Source organism: Martinezella calliandrae (genome assembly GCF_030272695.1).
GTDB lineage: Bacteria > Pseudomonadota > Alphaproteobacteria > Rhizobiales > Rhizobiaceae > Rhizobium > Rhizobium calliandrae.
In genome coordinates, this window is record NZ_JARFYN010000007.1 from 59,811 (window position 1) to 80,856 (window position 21,046).

Annotated in this window: 20 protein-coding genes; 13 read left to right on the forward strand and 7 right to left on the reverse strand. The window is 58.7% G+C overall.

Translation table 11 applies throughout. From position 1 onward, the window contains the following. The first annotated feature begins 45 nt into the window (after positions 1 to 45). Positions 46 to 636 (forward strand): GNAT family N-acetyltransferase, encoded by a 591-nt coding sequence (locus PY650_RS07245; protein ID WP_285878380.1) that lies wholly within the window; start codon positions 46 to 48, stop codon positions 634 to 636. 38 nt (positions 637 to 674) lie between these two features. Here PY650_RS07245 and PY650_RS07250 read toward each other — a convergent pair whose 3' ends face one another. From PY650_RS07250 to PY650_RS07275, 6 genes are all read right to left on the reverse strand, one after another. Next, entirely contained in the window at positions 675 to 2,051 is a 1,377-nt protein-coding gene (locus PY650_RS07250) for a cytochrome-c peroxidase (protein ID WP_285878381.1), read from the reverse strand. 23 nt (positions 2,052 to 2,074) lie between these two features. After that, positions 2,075 to 3,700 carry a phospholipase C gene (locus tag PY650_RS07255; protein WP_285878382.1) on the reverse strand — a complete coding sequence of 542 codons (1,626 nt, stop codon included), beginning with the start codon at positions 3,698 to 3,700 and terminating at the stop codon, positions 2,075 to 2,077. Positions 3,701 to 4,189: 489 nt separating this feature from the next. Then, positions 4,190 to 5,005: a serine O-acetyltransferase gene (gene cysE / locus PY650_RS07260; RefSeq protein ID WP_285878383.1), complete on the reverse strand. Its 816-nt coding sequence runs from the start codon at positions 5,003 to 5,005 to the stop codon at positions 4,190 to 4,192. A 16-nt stretch (positions 5,006 to 5,021) separates the two neighbouring features. Further along, positions 5,022 to 6,011: a WD40 repeat domain-containing protein gene (locus PY650_RS07265; RefSeq protein ID WP_285878384.1), complete on the reverse strand. Its 990-nt coding sequence runs from the start codon at positions 6,009 to 6,011 to the stop codon at positions 5,022 to 5,024. Further along, the gene (locus PY650_RS07270) at positions 6,011 to 7,090 is read right to left on the reverse strand and encodes a CobW family GTP-binding protein (RefSeq protein ID WP_285878385.1); all 1,080 of its coding nucleotides are present in this window, start codon (positions 7,088 to 7,090) and stop codon (positions 6,011 to 6,013) included. The genes PY650_RS07265 and PY650_RS07270 overlap by 1 nt, the downstream gene beginning before the upstream one ends. A gap of 138 nt (positions 7,091 to 7,228) precedes the next feature. Continuing rightward, positions 7,229 to 8,020 carry a creatininase family protein gene (locus PY650_RS07275; protein ID WP_285878386.1) on the reverse strand — a complete coding sequence of 264 codons (792 nt, stop codon included), beginning with the start codon at positions 8,018 to 8,020 and terminating at the stop codon, positions 7,229 to 7,231. Positions 8,021 to 8,106: 86 nt separating this feature from the next. On the opposite strand from PY650_RS07275, the gene PY650_RS07280 reads away from it, so the two are divergent. The 5 genes from PY650_RS07280 to mazF all read left to right on the forward strand — a co-directional run bounded on the left by PY650_RS07280 (position 8,107) and on the right by mazF (position 11,544). Further along, complete coding sequence (locus PY650_RS07280) at positions 8,107 to 8,619, forward strand: MarR family winged helix-turn-helix transcriptional regulator (RefSeq protein WP_285878387.1); 513 nt, start codon at positions 8,107 to 8,109, stop codon at positions 8,617 to 8,619. Positions 8,620 to 8,739: 120 nt separating this feature from the next. After that, positions 8,740 to 9,762: a LacI family DNA-binding transcriptional regulator gene (locus PY650_RS07285; RefSeq protein ID WP_285868289.1), complete on the forward strand. Its 1,023-nt coding sequence runs from the start codon at positions 8,740 to 8,742 to the stop codon at positions 9,760 to 9,762. Positions 9,763 to 9,792: 30 nt separating this feature from the next. Then, entirely contained in the window at positions 9,793 to 10,761 is a 969-nt protein-coding gene (locus tag PY650_RS07290) for a 2-hydroxyacid dehydrogenase (RefSeq protein ID WP_285878388.1), read from the forward strand. Between the two features lie 160 nt (positions 10,762 to 10,921). Then, the gene (mazE, locus tag PY650_RS07295; RefSeq protein WP_285878389.1) at positions 10,922 to 11,185 is read left to right on the forward strand and encodes a type II toxin-antitoxin system antitoxin MazE; all 264 of its coding nucleotides are present in this window, start codon (positions 10,922 to 10,924) and stop codon (positions 11,183 to 11,185) included. After that, complete coding sequence (mazF, locus tag PY650_RS07300; RefSeq protein WP_285878390.1) at positions 11,185 to 11,544, forward strand: type II toxin-antitoxin system toxin MazF; 360 nt, start codon at positions 11,185 to 11,187, stop codon at positions 11,542 to 11,544. Before mazE ends, mazF begins: the two co-directional genes overlap by 1 nt. A 52-nt stretch (positions 11,545 to 11,596) precedes the next feature. On the opposite strand, the gene PY650_RS07305 is transcribed toward mazF, so the two are convergent. Next, the gene (locus tag PY650_RS07305; protein ID WP_285878391.1) at positions 11,597 to 12,385 is read right to left on the reverse strand and encodes a gamma-glutamyl-gamma-aminobutyrate hydrolase family protein; all 789 of its coding nucleotides are present in this window, start codon (positions 12,383 to 12,385) and stop codon (positions 11,597 to 11,599) included. Positions 12,386 to 12,681: 296 nt separating this feature from the next. Between PY650_RS07305 and PY650_RS07310 the strand changes: the two genes are divergently transcribed. The 7 genes from PY650_RS07310 (at position 12,682) to PY650_RS07340 (ending at position 20,940) form a co-directional block, all read left to right on the forward strand. Then, complete coding sequence (locus PY650_RS07310; RefSeq protein WP_285878392.1) at positions 12,682 to 13,788, forward strand: TRAP transporter substrate-binding protein; 1,107 nt, start codon at positions 12,682 to 12,684, stop codon at positions 13,786 to 13,788. A gap of 231 nt (positions 13,789 to 14,019) precedes the next feature. Continuing rightward, a complete protein-coding gene (locus PY650_RS07315; protein WP_285878393.1) occupies positions 14,020 to 16,323 on the forward strand; it encodes a putative bifunctional diguanylate cyclase/phosphodiesterase in 2,304 nt (767 codons plus the stop codon). 381 nt (positions 16,324 to 16,704) lie between these two features. Continuing rightward, entirely contained in the window at positions 16,705 to 17,457 is a 753-nt protein-coding gene (locus PY650_RS07320) for an N-acyl amino acid synthase FeeM domain-containing protein (protein ID WP_285878394.1), read from the forward strand. Between the two features lie 181 nt (positions 17,458 to 17,638). Then, positions 17,639 to 17,863, forward strand: a complete 225-nt coding sequence (locus tag PY650_RS07325) for an aa3-type cytochrome c oxidase subunit IV (protein WP_285878395.1) — start codon at positions 17,639 to 17,641, stop codon at positions 17,861 to 17,863. 109 nt (positions 17,864 to 17,972) lie between these two features. Next, a complete protein-coding gene (locus PY650_RS07330) occupies positions 17,973 to 19,136 on the forward strand; it encodes a Re/Si-specific NAD(P)(+) transhydrogenase subunit alpha (RefSeq protein ID WP_285878396.1) in 1,164 nt (387 codons plus the stop codon). After that, complete coding sequence (locus PY650_RS07335) at positions 19,137 to 19,535, forward strand: NAD(P) transhydrogenase subunit alpha part 2 (protein ID WP_120705447.1); 399 nt, start codon at positions 19,137 to 19,139, stop codon at positions 19,533 to 19,535. Between the two features lie 10 nt (positions 19,536 to 19,545). Next, a complete protein-coding gene (locus tag PY650_RS07340; protein WP_285878523.1) occupies positions 19,546 to 20,940 on the forward strand; it encodes an NAD(P)(+) transhydrogenase (Re/Si-specific) subunit beta in 1,395 nt (464 codons plus the stop codon). Positions 20,941 to 21,046: the final 106 nt, after the last annotated feature.

The following is a 21,046-nucleotide window of genomic DNA, read 5'->3' on the forward strand; positions in this document are numbered from 1 at the left end:
GTTCGTCACCACCGCTGATAACGGTATTGGGCACGGGAGGCCGGTATGGCCGCTGTTCTTGATTCTGTGCGCGCATTCTTTGCGCCTTCCACTTTCACCCTCGACCTGGAAAACGCAGGCGACGTCGTTGCGCGAGAAAATCTGCTCGATCGCGTCATGGGCGCCAACCGCCGCAAGAAGTCGTCCGAAAAGCTCCGCCGCGGTCGCGTTCCGGCCGAGGGCCTGGCGCTTGTCGCCCGCGATCGCGCCGGCCATGTCATCGGCACCGTTCGTCTGTGGAACATCGAGGCCGGCGTCGATCGTGAAACCCGCCCGGTAGACGCGCTGTTGCTCGGACCGCTGGCTGTCGATTGTGCCCATGAGGGCAAGGGCGTCGGTTCGGCGTTGATGCGCGCCGCCATCCTCGAAGCCAAGAAGCGTGGCCATGGTGCCATCCTGCTCGTCGGCGACGCGCCTTACTATGAGCGTTTCGGCTTCTTCGCCGAAAAGACCCGCCATCTCGTCATGCCCGGTCCGCTCCAGCGCAACCGCTTCCTCGCGCTGGAACTCAAGGATGGCTGGCTGGATGGCGCTGCCGGCATGATCGTCGCCAGCGGCCGCAAGCTGGGTCAACCTCCGGTCGCCATGGCTGCCTAAAGCCTCATCCGCCTTCGCCCATGCGAGCGGAGGCGTTTCTACTTTGCCGCCTTCAACCGATCCTTCGCCGGGTCGTAACCGTCCGTCAGTGTCTTCAGAAATGCGACGAGATCGGCGATTTCGGTATCGTTCAGCGCGGGCGCGTCGCCGAACTTGCGGTTCATAGGTGCGTCGATGACGTCGATATTGGCCTGATACTGCGTCGGCAGGTCGTTGTATTTCTGGGCCTCGCCCTTGGCGTCCTTCGGATAGATCTCGTTAGGATTGGTGTCGCGCTTGACGTAGAAGCGAGTGACGTCCTCCAGCGAGTGGTAGATGCCATTATGGAAGAAGACGTGGCGGGTGGCGACATTGCGCAGTGTCGGCGTCTTGAATAGCCCGCAATTCCGCGGCTGCTCGGAATAGGTGTCATTGCGCAGCGGACCGCAGATGCCGGTGTCGTAATAGTGCGGGTCGGCATTGGCTGGAATGTCCGGATTGCGTGGTGCGCCAAGGGCCTCGAATTCGAAATCCGTGAAGTTCGGCATATGGCCGTCGCCAGTCATCTTGTCGAGATGGCAGGAGGCGCAATTGCCCTTGTTGGGATCGTCGAACAGCTTCAGCCCGCGCATTTCGGCGTCCGACAGCGTCGCCTTGCCGCGCAGATAATAGTCGTATTTGCTTGAATAAGGGTGGAAGGACGGCTCTTCGATCTGATAACGCGCCAGCGCAAAACCGGCTTCGGCGATCGTCATTTCCTGATCATTAAGGACATTGTTGCCAAAAAGGGCACCAATGTCCTTGCCATAACTCTGCCTCAGCTTGCCATAGACGGCGGCGGCATCGGCATTGGCCATCTCGAAGGGTGATATCATCGGCTGCAGCGCCTGTTCCTCCAGCGAATCGACGCGGCCATCCCAGAACATGCCACCCTGCGGCACAAGATCGGGTGCATTCGACCCGGCCTTGACGACGGCCTGTGCCGTCAGCGGTCCCGCGACGTTTGCCGGGGCATTGGCAAGCGCTACGCCGGAGGCTTCGGTCATCGGGGCCGCCTCGGCAGCCTCGTCGACCGCGCTCTCCCCGCCGACGGAGAAGGAAGGCGTCGACATCTTGTAGGCGAGACTCGGAACGGCGCGGATGCCAGGCCGATCGAGATGCGGTCCTCCCAATTGCACGGCGCGATCATTAGCTGGCGCATAGTGATTGTTGGGATCATGACAGGTGGCGCAGGACATTTGGCCGCCGCCGGACAATGATGGGTCGTAGAACAGCTTCCGCCCCAGCTGAGCGACAGCACTCAGTGTAGCCTCGTCGTCAATGGTATCTGAAGTGGCATTGGCGGGTTCGCTAGCCAAGCCGATGGTCGCCCCCGCGAGCGAGACGCTCGCGAGTGCGATCAGGGGGAGGAAACGGTGCTTAGTGTTCAAGGACATTTTCCATCCCGCTCATTCATGGCTTAGGAGGCGCTGTTGCCGGTCTTCGTGTCGAGGATCAGTTTCCGCGCGTCGCCCTTCGACCAGTCGAACATGTTGTTCAGCGCGCCGGAGATGGCGTCGAACGAGCCGCCGCCGAGGCGTTCGCCGCCCATCCAGTTGTCTTCGATGAAACGCATCACCGAGGTCTGGTCGGTCAAAGTATGATCGACGAAGTTGACCTTGGAGTAGGGCGAGATGACAAGCAGCGGCTGACGCGTGCCGTAGCCGCACCGACCCTGGGCCGGCTGGCCGTTGACGCCCGGCAGCGGGGTGCCGACCGAGCAGCCGTCGCCGTTCAGCACGTCATAACCCTTGACGCCGAGCCTCGACGGATTGACGACGGCATGGGCGTGGTCATACCAGCCGTCAGAATCGTCATAGAGGACGATGATCGCGGTGTCCTTCCATTCCGGCGAATTCTGGACGGTGTTGACCACCTGGGTGACGAATTCCTGTTCGTCGAGCGGATCGGAATAGCCGGCATGGCCATCCTGATAGGCCGGTGCCTTTAGGAAGCTGACTGTCGGCATGGTGCCGTTCTTCAGCGCGGCGTAGAAGTCCGTCATGTCATACTGGTGGTTGGCTATGTCGGTGGTGCCGATCGCAGTGACCGAAGACGGACGCGCATGGGTCGGATTGGCCGTCGAGGCGTAGTACTGGAACGGCTCGTGATGCGGGATGTAATCGGGGCTATTGACCTGGGTAACGGTCGAGGTCGTGGCGCGCTTGCAGCCCGTCGTGCCGTCGGCATTGGTCTGCGTCAGATCGAAGCCGCCTTCGAAGAAGCCCCAGGTGATGTTGTGTTCGTTCAGCATGTCGCCGATGTTCTTGCCGTACATCAGAGCCGTCTGGCCGGCCGAGCAGGCGTCGCCGGTCGGATCGAAGTCGCTGATCGCCGTCCAGCCGCCGTTGCCGTCAGGCACGATGCGGCCCTTGGAATAGGTGCCGTCCTTCTCCAACGTGTAGCCCGGGGGCAGGATGGCGCCATTGGTCTGGCCGGAGATGAGGTTGAGCGCACCGGGGGTCGACGGGCCGAAATTGGTGGAGAAGGAATTGTCGTTCAGTGCATAGTGCTGAGCATAGTTCCAGAGTGCCGTGACGGTGTTGCCGTCATAGTAGCCCATGACCTGGCCCTTGGTGCCGAATGCGCCGGCGGCACCCTTGGTGCCCTTGCCGGTGTTGGCCGGGAAGAGGTCCATCGCGAAATTGTTGTAGGCGGCTTGCTCGGCGGTATAGCCGTGGTTCTGCGACTGTGCAGCTGCCTGCGTGCGATCGAGACGGAAGGGGGCCGCGGCATCGGCGCCGTTGGCGGTATTCGTCTTGTTCGGATTGCTGTCGATGAGACCTTCGTGGGCGAGCGTGTTGATATCAGTCGGGGTGTTGTCCGCGGCTTTGAATGCCGGCTCACCGTCGACATTGGCTGCCTTGGGGTAAGTCGCGAAATAATGGTCGAAAGAAACGTTTTCCTGAAAGACGACGACGAGATGCTTGATCGGCGTCGCAGTATTCGTCGGCGCCCCATCGGCGGCACCAACGGTGGAACAGAGCGAAATCAAGGTGAGCGCGCTGCCGGCAACAAGGGCGGCGCGATGCGAAAGACAGATCATTGCCATATCCTTTCGGGTGGGGTCTGCGCCCCGACGCTGAAGGTGCGCCGCGCCGAGGCGGAGGGAACCATGCCGGGCTATCAAGCGCATATGACAGTTCCGTGAAGGGACATGCCGTGAGAGGGTAGCGTTGCCTATAACGGACGCAACTAAAGGGTTGTTTTTGCTGACATGAAAAAGGAGGTCGCGGGCAAGTATGGCGGATGCCCGTAGCCTGCTACCTTATGTCACGGCTGACCTTGATACGTCCCATTCGCTCCCGCTCTTTGGGGGTCGTTTCGCTCCCACCTCAGGGTGAGGGCCGATCTTTTTGGGTCCGGCCGCACGGGCCTATTGTTCGTACTGTCACGTCGAGCTCACTCCGCCTCATGCCTCTGCGATGGTGATAGTGTAAAATGGGTGGCGTGACGGAGGCGCGGAGCGCCTTGAACTTGTCGAAGGGGAGGAGCCTCGAAGGACGAGGTTGCCACGGTCGTTCAGAGACCAAAGCTAGATATTCTGATCCATCGTCTCAGCCGGAATCTCGTCGGCGCGATGGATGCGGACCACCGTGGCGGGAACGCCGGCGACTGTGCAATGGGCCGGAACCGGCTTCACCACGACGCTGCCGGCCGCCACCTTGCTGAAGGCTCCGACTTCGATATTGCCGAGGATCTTCGCGCCGGCGCCGATCATCACGCCGTGACGAATCTTCGGATGTCGGTCGCCGGTTTCCTTGCCGGTGCCGCCGAGCGTTACGTTCTGCAGGATCGAGACTTCGTCCTCGATGACGGCGGTCTCGCCGATGACGATGCCGGAGCCATGATCGAGCATGATGGACGAGCCGATCTTGGCTGCCGGATGAATATCCGGTCCGAAGACGAGCGAGGCAAGATTGGCAAGCCAGCTTGCGATTTCCGGTCGATCCTCCGTCCAGAGCGTATGGGCGATGCGGTGGGCCTGTAGCGCCTGGAAGCCTTTGAGGTTCAGCAGCGCATGCAGATAGGTCGTGCAGGCGGGATCGCGAGTGCGGACGGCGGCGAGATCGGCCTCCGCCGCCTTTAGGATTGCGGTATGCCGCGTCAGCACATCCTGAAACAGGGCGAAGAGATCGCCGGTGTCGATACCAGCAACGGAAAGCCGAGCGACCAAGACACTGGCAAGGCTTTCGGCATCGGACTGCGTCGCGATGATCTGCGCCGAGAGCAATGGACGCAGCGTCGGTTCGCGGCCGGCGAGGTCGGCCGCCTCATGGCGGACTATGTCCCAGACGCTGCAGGTAACGGCAGTGGAATGTTCGGCGATTGCCGTTCCTGTCTGCGACATGGCTATAACTTTCTCATCAATCGGAAACGTCAACCACGCCGCAATCGCCGGCTTCAGAGGCAAAGGCGAGCAGCTTGCCGGACTTGCTCCAGCTCATCGAGGTGATTGCGCCTTTGCCGGGCCGGCGCAAGAGCGCTTCCTTGGCGTCGCCGATGCGCACGGCCAGGATCATGCCATCGATGAAGCCGATCGCCAGAATGTCTTCCACCGGATGGAATTTGACCGACGTCGCCATGATGTTGGCGCGGGTGCCAAGTTCCAGCGGCGCTTTGCCCATCGGACCGTCCTTGCCCTGAAAGGGCCAGACGATCGCCGCCGGTGCGCCGGAGGATGCGAGCCACTTGCCTTTGTTGGACCAGGAAAGCGATTTCACCTTGGCGGGATAGCCGGTCATGCGCATATGCCGCGCCTCGGCGCCGGGCTTCGTGTCCATCTTCCAACCGTGCAGCGCGTTTTCCTGCATGGTGGTGACGACGAACTGACCGTCCGGCGAGAACGTGACGCCGGTGTGGGCGCCCTTCCATTCGAGATTGATAGGCTGCGCGGTCATTGCGACCCAATGCAGTGACACGCCATTATAGCGCGCGACCGCGATGCGCAAGCCCTTGGGCGCGAAGGCGATGCCTTCGACAGTACGCTCCTCGGTGAATTCCCTGGTTGAGCCATCGGCCAGCCGCACGAAGCTGCTTTTTCCGTATGCGTAAGCGACCGTGCCTTGCGGCCCAGCAGCGAGCTGGGCGATCCATTTGCGCGGGGCTTCGGCAAGCACGGTAACGCCACCGTCAGCAGCGATCCGGAGAACTTTGCCGTCCTCGCCGCCGGAAACCAGGCTATCGCTATGGGGATCGCGAATGCAGGTGAGCATTCCCTGATGGGCTTGCGTCACCTTCTCGCCGCCGTCCAGCCGATGGATCGCGCCGGCGGCGCTGGCGAAGAAGGGGGTATCACCTAAAAATTCGACGGCCAGAACGTGGCCGTCGATATCAAGCGGAGCAACAGTCGGCATCAGGCAGCCGCCTCGCAGGCCTTGAAGCTCTTTTCCAGTTTTTCACGGTCGAGCTCGCGGCCGATGAAGACCAGACGGCTCTCATGCTTTTCGCCCTCTTTCCAGGCGCGTTGGTGATCGCCTTCGATGATCATGTGGACACCCTGGACGACATAGCGCTCTTCATCGCCCTTGAAGGCGATAATGCCCTTTAGGCGCAGAATGTTCGGCCCATCGGTCTGCGTAACCTTCTGGATCCACGGGAAGAAGCGCTCCGGGTTCATCTCGCCGCCGCGCAACGAGACCGACTGTACCGTCACATCATGGATGGCCGAGAGGCCGTGGTGGTGATCATGATCGTGGTGATGATGATCATGGTCGTGGTCGTGATGATGGTGGTCATGATCGCAATCCGGGCCGCAGACATGATCTTCATGGCCATGCTCGAGGAAATGCGGGTCGTTTTCCAGCGCGCGCTCGAGGTTGAAGGCGCCCTGGTTCAGAACCCGGGCGAGGTCGACGCCGGAGCGGGTGGTCTTGTAGACACGGGCGGCCGGGTTGATGGCACGGACGATGTCTTCGATCTGAGCGAGCTCTTCGGGCGAAACGAGATCAGACTTGTTGATGACGACGACGTCGGCAAAAGCGATCTGGTCTTCGGCCTCGCGGCTATCCTTCAGGCGCAGCGGCAGGTGCTTGGCGTCGACGAGAGCGACCACGGCGTCGAGCTCGGTCTTGGCTCGGACATCGTCATCCATGAAGAAGGTCTGGGCGACGGGAACCGGATCGGCAAGGCCGGTGGTCTCGACTATGATGCCGTCGAAACGGCCAGGGCGGCGCATCAGGCCCTCGACGACGCGGATGAGGTCGCCGCGCACCGTGCAGCAGACGCAGCCATTGTTCATCTCGTAGATTTCCTCGTCCGATTCGACGATTAGATCGTTGTCGATGCCGATCTCGCCGAACTCATTGACGATGACGGCGTATTTCTTGCCGTGGTTTTCGGAGAGAATACGGTTGAGCAGCGTGGTCTTGCCGGCGCCGAGATAGCCCGTCAGAACGGTGACGGGAATGGGCTTTTGCGTGGCTGTTTCGGTCATGGGAGCCTCGAAATATGGGAGTTTGCCCCGGAGAGCGGAAAGTGATCGAGCTCCATATAAGGAGTTGGCGGCGGCAGTTCAAAGGCTTTTGTATGTTATAAGATCACATTAGGTTTGGGATTTCGCCTTCAATGTGGTTCAGGACAATGCTTCCAGATCAAACTCATCGACATCCCTGAGCAATTCCACCAATCCCTTCACCGCATGGGCAATCAGCCGCTCGCCTTTCACCGCTGTCGCGGCACTGGCGTTGCCCGCCACGCCTTGTGCGTTCAGATCCGACATTTTCCAGCCGAAGGCATGGGGACCGTAGGCCCGCAGATGCCTGAAGCGCCTGCTGAAATCGGATTGCCGGGAAGGGAAATCCGCAGCCTTGGTCATGTCGACTTTCTCCGGATGGAGCGCGAGCATCACCGACGTCTCGATATCGCCGCCGTGGATATCGATGGCTTTGTCCTCAGGCGCGATCAGTTCTTCCGGCACGCCGAAGCGGGTCCAACTGGTCGCGACCGCCAGCATGTCGAAGCGAACGCGCGCTTCCGTCGCCACGATGGTCATCACGGGCGAGTTACCGCCATGGGCGTTCAGCATGACGAATTTGCGGATGCCGAGATGGTGCAGGTTTTCGGCGATACCGAGCCAGCGGTTGACGGCTTCGTCAAAGGCGAGCGTCCTGGTGCCGGCGATATCCGTATGCTCGATAGAGTAGCCGACGGGCTCCGCGGGTAGAAAAGTGACCGGCAAGTCAGCCGGCAGCGCAGGCTTCAAGCGGGCCGCGATGCCTTCGGCAATCAATGTGTCGGTCTCGAAGGGTAAGTGAGGGCCGTGTTGTTCGTGGGCGCCAAGCGGCAGGACGGCGATCCAGTTTGCCCGGTCTATCGGCGTCAGCGTCCTATCATTGTCATCGAAACGCGCCATTGGTTGTGCCATCTGTGGATGTGCCTCTTGTTTATGTCAAAAACCTGCGCAATGTCATATCGTGATGCTGCAGCGGCGGAAAGATCAACGGAATCACGATGGGTAAGAAGAGTAAGGACGGAAAAAAAGGTAAGTCGGGTAAGAAGAAGGACCACGGCGAGTACACGCTTGCCGATTTGTCGCCGGCGTTGACGCAGGCGGCACGGTCGATGCGTACGGTTCTTACACGCAACCTGACGGCCAGCGGCCTCTATGCAGGGCAGGATGGCGTCATCCTTGCGCTGGCGGCGAGCGATGGCCTGCCGGCTGGAACGCTGGCCCAGAAGCTCGGCGTCAAGGCGCCGACCATGACTCGCACGATCGGCCGCATGGAGGCGCAGGGCTTCGTCGAGCGACGACCGGATGCGACGGACGCCCGGTTGACCAAGGTCTATCTCACCGAGGCCGGGCGCAATAGCGTCACCGAAATCACAAGTTCGGCGGCAGCTTGCGACGAACTCGCCACCCGCGGCTTTTCGGAGAAGGATGTCCGCTCGCTCGTGCGCCTTTTAAAGGCGATAGAAGGCAATCTTCAGGCCGGCGACCATGACGAAGATGATGAGGAATTCTGACAATCCCCGCGAATTCGAGTTGCGCGGCGCGATTTAATCTTTTAATTAAAGTTTTTAAATTCCGGAATCGTGAGACGACGGGATTGCATATTTGGCTGCGTTTCACGAGGAGAGGAGCGCATGGCGCAAAAGATAAAGCTTTCGACCATTGCGGAAACGCTGGGCATTTCAACAGCGACGGTATCCCTTGCCTTACGCGACAGCCCACTGGTGGCGGCCAATACACGCGAGAAGATCAAGGATCAGGCACGCACGCTCGGCTATATATACAATCGCCGCGCGGCAAGCCTGAGAACATCGCGATCCGGGATCATCGGCGTCGTGGTCCACGACATCATGAACCCGTTCTACGGCGAAATCCTCAAGGCGATCGAAAGCGAGCTCGACCGTAGCCGCCACACCTTCATTCTTTCCAATCATTACGATTCGGTCGAAAAGCAGCGAACCTTCGTCGAAACTCTGCTGCAGCTTGGTGGCGATGGCATCATCATGTCGCCGGCGATCGGCACCCCCGCGGAGGATTTCGATCTGGCGGAGGAAAACGGCATGCCGGCCATCCTCGTCGCCCGTTCGATGGAGGGACTGGATTTGCCGACCTTTCGCGGCGACGACAGCTATGGCATTTCGCTGGCGACGAACCACTTGATCAGCCTCGGCCATCGCACCATCGCGATGATCGGCGGCACGGACCAGACCTCGACCGGCCGTGACCGCTATCAAGGCTATGTGAACGCCTTGCGCAAGGCAGGCATCGAAGTCGACCCCAACCTGCGCATTCCCGGCGCTCGCTCCAAGCAGGGCGGTTTCGAATCGGCAGTGCATCTTCTGTCATTGCCGCAGAAGCCGACGGCGGCCGTCTGCTGGAACGATCTCGTGGCGATCGGTTTGATGAACGGCATTTCCCGCGCCGGCCTTGTACCGGGCAGAGATATTTCGGTCACCGGCTATGACGATCTGGAGGAAGCGGCGATCGCGACGCCGGCGCTGACGACCGTATGGAACGGCCAAGCCGAGGTCGGAAGGCTTGCGGCGCGCGCGCTTTTGGATAGGCTGGCGGGCAGCCATGAGCCGGATGGAATTCATCTCATCAAGCCGGAAATGCGCATCCGTCAATCGACGTCTCCCTATCAGGCGCGCCAGTAGCGCCGAGCCGCGTCTTCAAGAGGAAAGATCATGTCTGATACTCGCATTGCCGTCCTCGTTTTGGGGAAAATACACCCGCGTGTTCTCGAAAAGCTCGGGAAGCAGTTCGATATCATTTCCGTCGAACGTGATGACGGCCCGAAGGTTGACGCGGAAACCGCAGCGCGCATACGTGCCATTGCTGTGGCGGGCGGTTTGAATGCCGCCTGGATCGATGCCTTTGCGAACGTCGAAGTCATCGCCAATTTCGGTGTCGGTTATGACGGCATCGATGTCCGGCATGCCGCCTCCAAGGGGATCGTCGTCACCAACACGCCCGATGTTTTGAACGACGAGGTGGCCGATACGGCGATTGCCTTGCTGCTGAACACGCTGCGGCAGTTTCCGAAGGCGGAAAGCTGGCTGCGTGAGGGGCGCTGGGTGAAGGACGGTGCCTTTCCGCTTTCGCCCTTCTCCATGAAGGGACGTCGCATCGGCATCTATGGCCTCGGCCGCATCGGGCTGGAGATTGCCAGACGGCTTGGGCCGTTCAAGGTCCAGATCGGCTATCACACGCGCTCGCCGCGCGACTCATTGCCCTACGACTACTATTCGACCCTAAAGGAAATGGCACAGTCGGTGGATACGCTGATTTCCATCGTTCCGAAGACGCCGGAGACGCACAAGGTGATCAATGCCGAGATTCTATCGGCGCTTGGGCCGCAGGGCGTGTTCATCAATGTTGGGCGCGGCTGGTCGGTGGATGACGATGCGCTGATCGCGGCCCTTCGCAACGGTACGCTGGGAGCTGCTGGCCTCGATGTTTTCTACGACGAGCCGAACGTTCCGGAAGGCTACCTTTCGCTGCCGAATATCTCGGTATTGCCTCATGTGGCGTCCGCCTCGGTGCCAACGCGCGACGCCATGGCCGATCTTGTGGCGGACAACATCATCGCATGGTTCAATAACGGCAACGTGCTAACGCCAGTGCCGGAGACCCCGGTCAAATTAAAAGCTTGATCATACGGCCTGTTGCCGGCGAGGTGTGGACAAGGGCTGCTCCTTGCCGGCCGCATAATCACGGCGCTATGGAGCAGTTGCCATCTCATGAAGCTTGTGAGAGCACCTTGCTTCATTCAAAGAATGTGCTATTTAAGTAGCACAAACTGGAGTTCATCAGATGAGCATCACAGCAAAGATTCGCCGTCAGGGCGGCGCGACCGTATTCAGCATTCCTCCAGCGCTTTTGAAGATGCTCGGCGTCGAAGTCGGCACAGAGTTGACCTTGGTTGTCAATAATGGGTCTCTTGTGGCGACCCCGAAGAAGGGGAAGAAAAGATACACTCTTGCTGAGCTGCTCGAAGGAGCAGATGAAATGGCCGCGCTCAATAAAGAAGCGGCCTCCTGGAATGTTAGCCCGCCCGTCGGTAACGAAGTGTTCTGATGGTCCGGAGCAACGTTCCAAAGCGTGGCGACGTCTTTCTCGTCGACCTTAATCCCGTTGTAGGCAATGAAATGAGGGATGATCATCGCTGTGTCGTGATCACCCCTCGTGAAATCAATCTTGTCGGTATGTGCCTTACAGTTCCCATTGCGACAGGCGGTGCGTTCACCCGCAAAGCCGGTCTTGCCGTCAATATCTCAGGTCACAAAACGACCGGTGTGGCTCTCTGCAATCAGGTGAGAGCGCTCGACATCGTGGAGCGGGTGAAGCAAAAGACTGCCAAACATGTCGACACGCTGGACGCCTCCACCACCGACGAAATTGTCGCTAGAGTGGTCAGCATGATCGACCCTGCTTAGTCGACCAACACACGTCGCTGGGAACCATCACCATATAATTGCCTATCCCACCTCAAGGTGCCATGAGCCTGTAATTAGGTTTGTGGCAACTGCTCCATAATGCCGCATAATCACGCACGGCGTCACCGAAAGCGGCAAACAGTTTGCGCGACGGGGAATCCGTTTCGGCCCAATATTCCGGGTGCCATTGCACGCCGACCGCGAAGGCCTTGGCGTCGATAACGGAGACGGCTTCGATCGTACCGTCTTCCGCGACGGCCTCCACTTGCAGCCGTGGCGCCGTATCGGCGATCGCCTGACGGTGCAGCGAATTTACCTGCACTTCGCCGGGGCCGACGATGCCGGCGAGGCAGGAGCCATCTTTGACGAACACGCTTTGGCGGATCGAATACATTGTGTCGCGATCGACATTCTGCGGCTTGCGGTGATCCCAGATGCCCGGCTGTTCCTGGATTTCGCTCGCGAGCGTGCCGCCGAGAGCGACGTTCAGCTCCTGAATGCCGCGACAGATGGCGAGCATCGGGATGGCACGATCAATGGCGCGCCGAATGAGGGGCAGTGACGTGGCGTCTCGTGCCAGATCGAAGGGGCCGTCACTCTCGCGCGCTACCTGGCCGTAGAGCGAGGGGTGCACATTGCTGGCGGAGCCGGACACGAGCAGACCATCGACCCGGTCGAGAATGGCGTCGATATCGTTGCCGTCTTCCATCGCCGGGACGATCAGCACCATCAGGTCGGCCGCATTGACGGCCGCGCGGATATATTGGTTTTGCACCGCATGCCAGGTCACGCCGTCAAATTCGCGGATATCGGCAGGAACGGCGACGATCGGTCTCGACATATGAGGCTCCGGAGAATTGCGAAACTATCGGGTTCAGTTGAGACCCCACAATGAATATGGTGTCAATGCAAACGCAACCCACCCTCAAATAAATCTACGCGAAGAGCCGCTCTTCGGCAACGCGGAATGGTTGCGGCAAGGCTTTGTTTCCGGTCGTCGTGACGATGTACAGGAATCGCCATAATACGGTGCAAAAGCAATCTTGAAAGACAATGCGCGGCGTGGTTAGCTCCGTCGCGCGCGCCATGGTCGGGAGAGCATTTTTCCCGCATTGCTATCTGTACGGGAGGTTTTCGATGGATCGCCGTTCGTTCATCAGACGGGCTGGAGCAGCTGGCGCGGGCGCGGCCGCCTCTGCGCTCGCCAGTCCCGCCGTGGCTCAGGATTATCCGAAGATCACCTGGAAGATGACCTCCTCCTTTCCGAAGAGCCTGGATACGCTTTATGGCGGCGCCGAGGACATTGCGGCGCATGTTTCTGAAGCGACCGGAGGCAATTTCGTTATCCAGACCTATGAAGCCGGCGAGATCGTACCCGGTGCTCAGGCGGCCGACGCGGTGAGTGCCGGAACGGTCGATGCCGCTCATACTTGTTCCTATTATTTCTGGAACAAGGATCCGACCTACGCCATTGGCACGGCCCTGCCGTTCGGACTCAATGCCCGGCTCAGCAATGCCTGGTTCTATCAGGGAAACGGCAACAAGCTGATGAATGAGTTTTACGCCACCCAGGGTATTTACGGACTGCCGGCCGGCAATACCGGTGCGCAGATGGGTGGGTGGTTCCGCAAGGAAATCAATACGCTCGACGATCTCAAGGGCTTGAAGATGCGCATTGCAGGTCTTGCTGGCAAGGTCATCGAAAAGATCGGCGTCGCGCCGCAACAGGATCTCGCCATCAACGACATATTTGCCGCACTCGACAAAGGTGTAATCGATGCCGTGGAGTGGGTCGGCCCCTATGACGATCTCAAGCTCGGTTTCCAGAAGATAGCCAAATATTATTATTATCCCGGTTGGTGGGAGGGAGGTGCCGTCGTGCACGCCTTCTTCAATCTGCAAAAATGGAACGCGCTGCCGAAGACTTATCAGACAATTCTGGCGGGTGCCTGCGCCTTCGCCAACACCAATATGCTGGCGAAATATGATTTGAGAAATCCGCAGGCGCTGAAGGAGATTGTCCAGCAGGGTGTAACATTGCGACCCTTCAGTCAGGAAATTCTCGAGGCCTGCTTCCTGGCGGCGACCGGAATTTATGCCGATCTTTCGAAATCAAACGATTATTTCAAGCGCATTTATGACGACCAGGTTGCTTATAAGAAGGATGCCTATCTCTGGATGCAACTTTCCGAATATACTTTCGACACCTTCATGATGATCCAGCAGCGGGCGGGCAAGCTCTGATCGGTGCTACGTTGATCTTCGCCATTTTTCTATTTTAGCAAGTTATTATTGATGAAATATAGTCTGAGTAGAGTCTCCTTTGGCCGATTGCACGAATACGGTGCAAAATATCACTCAAAATCGGCGTAAGTTACCGACATGATTAGAAAATCTGTCCAGATACCTCTTATTTGGGCAATCAAATTTTAAAAAGTTTCAATTAGTGTGTCCGCCGCACCAGGGGAACTCTGAATGAAGCCTCAAAGCCCGGACACCGTGCCGACGGATGTTTATCTGTCGTTCGTCAGTTCGCTTTTCGGAAACCGTAAAACGCTGTTTACGGGTGTGTTCGTTCACATCTTGAGCTATGTCATTGTTTTTCTGAGCACAGGCGCCGTCATCTATCTCGGTCTCTGTCTGGCCTTCGCCGCCGTTTTCGCCTTCCGCATGTATTCGTTCCGCCAGTTCGACGCTGCCGATAAGCACGCCTTTTCGCGCGCCGACATAGCGCGTTGGGAAACGCGTTATGTGCTGGGCGCCGCAGGCACGGCCGGCATTCTCGGTATCGGCAGCGGCTATGCGATCCTGATCGTCCAGGACCCGCTGGCCGAATTCATCTGTATCGCCGTGACGATGGCATCGATGGTATCGATCGTCGGCCGCAATTATGGTTCGCAGAAGGCGATCGATCTGCAGACCATGGCTTGCTGCCTGCCGATCATTATCGCCTGCCTGATGTCGGAACAGCTCTATAAGGCCATCGTCTCGATCATGCTCGTGCCCTTCGGCCTGACGACCCGCTCGATGGCCAATGGCGTGCGCGAGTTTCTTTATAAGAATGTCATCGCTTCGCGGGAGATATCGTTGATTGCCGACCGGTTCGACACGGCACTCAACAATATGACGCACGGCCTGTTCATGCTGGACGCCGACAACCGCATCATGGTGGTCAACCGCAAGGCCTGCGAGCTTTTGAACTTGGCGCATCAGGAACAGCTCAGGGATTGCGAGTTCGATGTCGTGTTGCGCTATGGCGCACGCCACGCCTTCATCGATGGCTCGCTGCCCGGCCTGATCCAGCGACAAATGGCGCAGCTCGTCAGCGGCTCGCTGTCGCGCACGCTGATTCAGTTCAATGAAGACTTGTTCCTGGAGTTTTCGGCAAGCCGGCGCGCCGATGGCGTCGTCATTCTGATTTTCGAAGATGTGACGCCGCGCATCCGCGCCGAGCGCAAGATCCTGCACATGGTGCGCTTCGATCCGCTGACGGGATTGCCGAACCGCGAATATTTCGTCGAGATGATAAAGGAAAAGCTCGCGGCCCGCGCAGAGGAGGGCCAGATCGGCATTCTGGTTCTCAACGTCGACGACTTCAAGCACGTCAATGACACCAAGGGGCATGTGATTGGTGATCGCCTACTGGTCGCCATAGCTGCCCGATTGCAGGAGAAGGCGGGAAATATGGCGCTTTGCGCGCGTCTCGTCGGGGACCAGTTTGTGTTGTTTTTCCCCAATGAGAACGCCGAGCCCGATTTGAACAGCCGTGTTCGCGCGCTGCACGCCGCCATGGCTGGCCTGTACGACGTGGACAGCAATAGTTTTCGCGTCGCCTTCAGCGGCGGTTATGTAACCATGTCGAGCCGCGAGTTCCGTCCGGAGGAGTGGCAGATCAAGGCCGACCTCGCGCTGTTCGAAACCAAGTCGAAGATGAAGGGGGGATGCTCCGCCTTCGAGCAGGAAATGGATGCCCGTTACGTCGAGCGGCAGAAACTGAAAGAGGATCTGCGCGATGCAATCGAGGCCGGCAAGCTGCATGCCGTCTATCAACCGATGTTCACGCCGGATGGTTGTCGCATCGATTGCTGCGAAGCTCTATCGCGTTGGGTGCATCCGGAAAAGGGCTCGATTCCGCCCAATATCTTCATTCAGATCGCCGAAGAGATGGGCATAGTCACCGGGATCACCCGTTTCGTGCTCAATCAGGCCTGCCGCGACTGTGCCACCTGGCCGGAGCCGATCTCGGTCTCGGTCAATCTCTCGGCACAAGATCTGCGCAGCAACGATATCGTCGCCACGGTCATGGAAGCGCTCGATGCATCGGGACTGGATCCATCGCGGCTGCATCTGGAAGTCACCGAAAGCTGCTTGATGGATGAAATAGCGACCGTGCGATCCATCCTCGCCGACCTGCGTGCCAAGGGCATCACTATCGCCATAGATGATTTCGGGACCGGCTTTTCCAGCCTCAGCTATCTCGATTCGTTGCCTGTGGACATCGTCAAGATCGACCGCTCCTTCGTACGCGATATCACCAACGATAGCCGCCGTTTCAAACTCTTGTGCGGCATTGTGGATCTATCTAGGGCTCTTAGCCTCGAAATCGTCATCGAAGGAGTGGAGACCTCGGAGCAGCTGGCGCTCATCAGTGAATTTGATTTGGCCGATATCATCCAGGGCTACGTGTTTTCAGTTCCAGTGTCGCACGAGAATGTTGTCGAGATGGTGGACAATCTCAGCCGCAATCAACGGGCCATACGGCAGGATAATGTTGCCTGAACTCTCGCTTCGCCGCTGACGCTCGCGAATTTGCGAGAAGAAGATGGTCAGCCGTCGGCGGTCTGCGGGTTTGCGCCGAACGTTTGCCTGCCGAACTCAAGCTGTCCAACTAAAACTCGCCAACCTCTGGTGGGGCAGACATCTACACCCTCAACATCTTGCGCCTGCCGTAACGTCAAGTCTACGCGAGTACAGGGCGGCGAAGATCTGCTTTCTACATAATAATCATTGATAAGTATCAGTGAATATTCGAATCTATACCGGTATTCGTAGTCAAAAAATTAACCTTAACGAAAAAATAATTAATAAAATTTAAAACGAATATTGATCAATTTTTCGGTTAATACCAATAATGGGCCGTTACCATTGTGGAATACGGCCATGACTTATATGAGTACTTTAAAAAATAGCTTCGCTGGGAAGCTTATGGAGGTGCTCGATCATGTCGAATATCGTCGGATCGAGAGCAGCGAGGACATGGAGGATGTCGCCCGCCTGCGCTACAAGGCTTACAAGGCGCATTCGGTTTTGCCGGTTGCAGCCAAGACCATGATCGACGCCATCGATTTCGACGAACAGGCCTATATTTTCGGCGTCTATTATTACGAAGAGCTGGTGAGTACGGTGCGTGTGCACCACGTCACGCCGGATCATCGCGTTTGCCAATCCACGGGAATTTTCCCCGATGAGATTCATGCCTTTCTCGACGCCGGTATGACGCTGATAGATCCGGCCCGCTTTGCGATCGATCCCGATTTCGAGCTTGAAATGCCGGCGCTGCCTTACTTAACGCTGAGGCCGGCGATCGTCGGGGCTATCTATTTCGATGCCGACCGGGTGATGCAGCATATCCGTCCGGCCCATGCTGCTTTCTACAAGCGTGTCTTCTACGCCGATACTATCGTGCCGCCACGGATGACGGAGACCTATGGTTTCGAACTGACATTGCTTGCTTCACGGTCGAAGGAGATTCGCGGCAAGTTGATGCAGCGATATCCCTTCTTCGATTCGGAACCCTATGAGCGCCGAATGATGTTCTCGCGCGATGTTGACGGTACACTGCCGCTGACCATCCTGCCGACGGCACGATTGGCTGCGGGCGGGCGCAGCGCCATAGAAGAGCAATTTGGCTAAGCTTTCCCAAGCCTGTGCGGCGTTGTCGTGCATTGCATTTTTCGTCGCTTTGTGTAAGGCCTCGGTAGAGGAAATTTAGCTGCGGTGTCTCGTTGAGATCGACCGCAGCTACAGAGGCTAAACTCCAGCCGACAGGCGATTGCAAGGCCGGCCGAGGAGTGGATTGAGGGGAGATTTGTGAATGGCGGAACATCATACCGGACCGATCGAAACCGGTGCTTCCATGGATTACAAGGAGCATGAGAAGACCTATAACCTGTTTCTGCGGGCAGCCAAACTCGGGACTACTATTGTTGCCGCCTTGCTGCTTGGCATGACTGCCGGCTTTTTCGGCCACGCCGGTTTCCTCGGCGGGTTCTTGATTTTCATCATCCTTGCCGTTGTCGGCTCTTATTTGACGCTCTGATCGTCGCAGGGCCGTCCGGCCCGCGCTTTCCCTGGAATCTTGGCCTGATTCTGTAGGCTATTGCGCTCCTTTATCCAGCAGCGCAGTCGTTTGACGCGAGGTGGTGCCGTTGGGCAATCTTGTTTTCGTTGCCAAGGAGACTGTGGCGGATGAGACGCGCGTCGCAGCGTCCGTCGAAACGGTGAAGAAGATGAAAGGCCTTGGCTTTGACATTGTTGTTGAAGCCGGCGCCGGCGCTCCGTCGCGCATTCGAGATGGCGAATACGAAGCCAGCGGCGCGCGGATTGGCTCGGTTCAGGATGCCGCTCAGGCCGATGTCATCCTGAAAGTCCGCCGGCCGACCGCTGACGAGATAGCGGGCTATAAGAGCGGCGCGATCGTCATCGCCATCATGGATCCCTATGGAAACGAAGCCGCGCTTGTCAACATGGCACGGGCGGGACTGACGAGCTTCGCTATGGAGCTGATGCCGCGCATCACCCGTGCACAGTCGATGGACGTGTTGTCTTCGCAGGCCAATCTTGCCGGCTACCAGGCCGTCATCGAGGCGGCCGCGGTTTATGACCGGGCATTGCCGATGATGATGACTGCAGCCGGTACGGTGCCGGCGGCGAAAGTCTTCATCATGGGTGCCGGCGTCGCCGGTCTGCAGGCGATTGCAACGGCAAGACGGCTCGGCGCGCAGGTGTCGGCAACGGACGTTCGCCCCGCCGCCAAGGAGCAGGTCGCCTCGCTTGGCGCTAAATTCGTTGCTGTCGAGGATGAGGAGTTCAAGGCGGCGGAAACGGCTGGCGGCTATGCCAAGGAGATGTCCAAAAACTATCAGGCCAAGCAAGCCGCCCTGGTTGCCGAACATATATCCAAGCAAGATATCGTCATTACGACTGCTTTGATTCCTGGCCGCCCGGCACCACGGCTTGTCAGCCGCGAGATGCTGAAGGCTATGCGCTCTGGCGCAGTTGCCGTCGACCTTGCCGTTGAACGCGGGGGCAATATCGAGGGTGTGCAATTCGGGACCGTGGCCCATGTCGAGGGTGTCAAGGTGGTCGGATATCCCAATATGGCCGGGCGCATCCCGGCGAGTGCGTCTGCGCTCTATGCCAAGAACCTCGTCACTTTCCTGGAAACGATGGTCGACAAGGATACAAGAAGCCTCGGACTCAACCGTGCCGACGAACTGATCAAAGCGACGATGCTGACCGATGGCGGCGAAGTGGTGCATCCGAATTTCGTGGACCCGGATCAGCCGACGGTTAAAAAGGGGGATCTATAGATGGCGAGCCAAGCAATGGACCAGGCGCTGCAGCAACTGGACGACGCCGTCAACGCCGTGATGACTGCCGCCGCCCAGGCGCCGGAATCCGTCAGCGCAGTCTCGGGCGGCGCGATCGATCCTTTCGTCTTCCAACTGGCGATCTTCGTATTGGCGATCTTCGTCGGCTATTACGTCGTCTGGTCGGTGACGCCAGCCTTGCACACGCCGCTGATGGCTGTGACGAATGCGATTTCCTCGGTCATCGTCGTGGGCGCGCTCCTGGCGGTCGGCATTTCCGCCAGCGGGCTTGCCACCGGTTTTGGCTTCGTGGCGCTGGTGCTCGTCTCGGTCAATATTTTCGGCGGCTTCCTCGTCACCCAGCGAATGCTGGCGATGTACAAGAAGAAAGACAAGTGAGGGCGGCATGCTGAGCAATATCGCGGCCTTCCTCTATCTCGTCTCCGGCGTGCTGTTTATCCTGGCGCTGCGCGGTTTGTCGCATCCGGCCACCAGTCGCCGCGGCAATCTCTACGGCATGACCGGCATGGGCATTGCTATCGCCACGACGCTGGTTCTGGCAACGCCTTCCTTCGGCGGCTTAGTGTTGATCATCCTCGGTCTCGCCATCGGCGGCGGGGCCGGGGCCTATATCGCCCGGGTCATTCCGATGACCTCGATGCCACAACTCGTCGCCGGCTTCCATTCTCTGGTGGGTCTGGCGGCCGTGCTGGTCGCCGCCGCGGCGCTTTATACGCCGTCCTCCTTCGGGATCGGTGCTATCGGTACGATCCATCACGAGGCTCGCATCGAGATGGCAATCGGCGCCGCCATCGGCGCGCTGACTTTCACTGGGTCGATCATCGCCTTCCTGAAGCTTGACGGACGCATGTCGGGCAAGCCGATCCTGCTTCCGAACCGGCATGCCATCAATGCCGCGCTACTGGCGCTGATCGTGTTCTTCATTGCCGGTCTGGCCGTCAGCGAAAGCCATTTCGATTTCTGGGCGATCGTCGCCCTGGCTCTGGCGCTCGGCCTATTGCTGATCGTGCCGATCGGTGGCGCCGACATGCCCGTCGTCGTCTCGATGCTGAACTCCTATTCCGGCTGGGCGGCGGCCGGTATCGGCTTCACGCTCGGCAATCTGGCGCTGATCATCACCGGTGCCCTGGTCGGCTCCTCGGGTGCAATCCTCAGTTACATCATGTGCAAAGGCATGAATCGCTCTTTCATTTCCGTGATTCTGGGAGGTTTCGGTGGTGAAACGGCTTTCAACGGCGCTGACAATAGTGACAAGACGGTAAAGCTCGGCTCGGCAGAGGATGCCGCCTATCTGATGGCCAACGCCTCGAAAGTCATCATCGTGCCGGGATATGGCATGGCGGTTGCTCAGGCTCAGCATGCACTGCGAGAAATGGCCGACAAGCTGAAGGAAAATGGTGTCGACGTGAAATATGCCATTCATCCCGTTGCAGGTCGCATGCCCGGCCACATGAATGTGCTGCTTGCCGAAGCCAACGTTCCCTATGATGAAGTGTTCGAGCTTGAGGACATCAATTCCGAGTTTGCTCAGGCCGATGTCGCCTACGTCATCGGCGCCAACGATGTCACGAACCCAGCCGCCCGCGACGACAAGACCTCGCCGATCTACGGCATGCCGATCCTTGATGTCGACAGGGCCAAGACCTGCCTGTTCGTCAAACGTTCCCTCGGCTCCGGCTACGCCGGTATCGACAACACGCTGTTCTACAAGGACGGCACAATGATGCTGCTAGGTGACGCTAAGAAGATGACCGAGGAGATCGTTAAAGCAGTGAATGGCTGATCCTGTTCGAGATTACTGGTGTCGGGCCGAAGTGAAATATCCGGATCCGGCGCCGTGCCTTGTCATCCGCTATGCGTACCATTGGAGCCATGAGCACGAAAAAGCC

Excerpts from the sequence above, each read along its gene's own strand:
- PY650_RS07245 (WP_285878380.1), top strand. The coding sequence starts at position 46 with ATGGCCGCTGTTCTTGATTCTGTGCGCGCATTCTTTGCGCCTTCCACT.
- PY650_RS07250 (WP_285878381.1), bottom strand. The coding sequence starts at position 2,051 with ATGTCCTTGAACACTAAGCACCGTTTCCTCCCCCTGATCGCACTCGCG.
- PY650_RS07255 (WP_285878382.1), bottom strand. The coding sequence starts at position 3,700 with ATGATCTGTCTTTCGCATCGCGCCGCCCTTGTTGCCGGCAGCGCGCTC.
- cysE (WP_285878383.1), bottom strand. The coding sequence starts at position 5,005 with ATGTCGCAGACAGGAACGGCAATCGCCGAACATTCCACTGCCGTTACC.
- PY650_RS07265 (WP_285878384.1), bottom strand. The coding sequence starts at position 6,011 with ATGCCGACTGTTGCTCCGCTTGATATCGACGGCCACGTTCTGGCCGTC.
- PY650_RS07270 (WP_285878385.1), bottom strand. The coding sequence starts at position 7,090 with ATGACCGAAACAGCCACGCAAAAGCCCATTCCCGTCACCGTTCTGACG.
- PY650_RS07275 (WP_285878386.1), bottom strand. The coding sequence starts at position 8,020 with ATGGCACAACCAATGGCGCGTTTCGATGACAATGATAGGACGCTGACG.
- PY650_RS07280 (WP_285878387.1), top strand. The coding sequence starts at position 8,107 with ATGGGTAAGAAGAGTAAGGACGGAAAAAAAGGTAAGTCGGGTAAGAAG.
- PY650_RS07285 (WP_285868289.1), top strand. The coding sequence starts at position 8,740 with ATGGCGCAAAAGATAAAGCTTTCGACCATTGCGGAAACGCTGGGCATT.
- PY650_RS07290 (WP_285878388.1), top strand. The coding sequence starts at position 9,793 with ATGTCTGATACTCGCATTGCCGTCCTCGTTTTGGGGAAAATACACCCG.
- mazE (WP_285878389.1), top strand. The coding sequence starts at position 10,922 with ATGAGCATCACAGCAAAGATTCGCCGTCAGGGCGGCGCGACCGTATTC.
- mazF (WP_285878390.1), top strand. The coding sequence starts at position 11,185 with ATGGTCCGGAGCAACGTTCCAAAGCGTGGCGACGTCTTTCTCGTCGAC.
- PY650_RS07305 (WP_285878391.1), bottom strand. The coding sequence starts at position 12,385 with ATGTCGAGACCGATCGTCGCCGTTCCTGCCGATATCCGCGAATTTGAC.
- PY650_RS07310 (WP_285878392.1), top strand. The coding sequence starts at position 12,682 with ATGGATCGCCGTTCGTTCATCAGACGGGCTGGAGCAGCTGGCGCGGGC.
- PY650_RS07315 (WP_285878393.1), top strand. The coding sequence starts at position 14,020 with ATGAAGCCTCAAAGCCCGGACACCGTGCCGACGGATGTTTATCTGTCG.
- PY650_RS07320 (WP_285878394.1), top strand. The coding sequence starts at position 16,705 with ATGACTTATATGAGTACTTTAAAAAATAGCTTCGCTGGGAAGCTTATG.
- PY650_RS07325 (WP_285878395.1), top strand. The coding sequence starts at position 17,639 with ATGGCGGAACATCATACCGGACCGATCGAAACCGGTGCTTCCATGGAT.
- PY650_RS07335 (WP_120705447.1), top strand. The coding sequence starts at position 19,137 with ATGGCGAGCCAAGCAATGGACCAGGCGCTGCAGCAACTGGACGACGCC.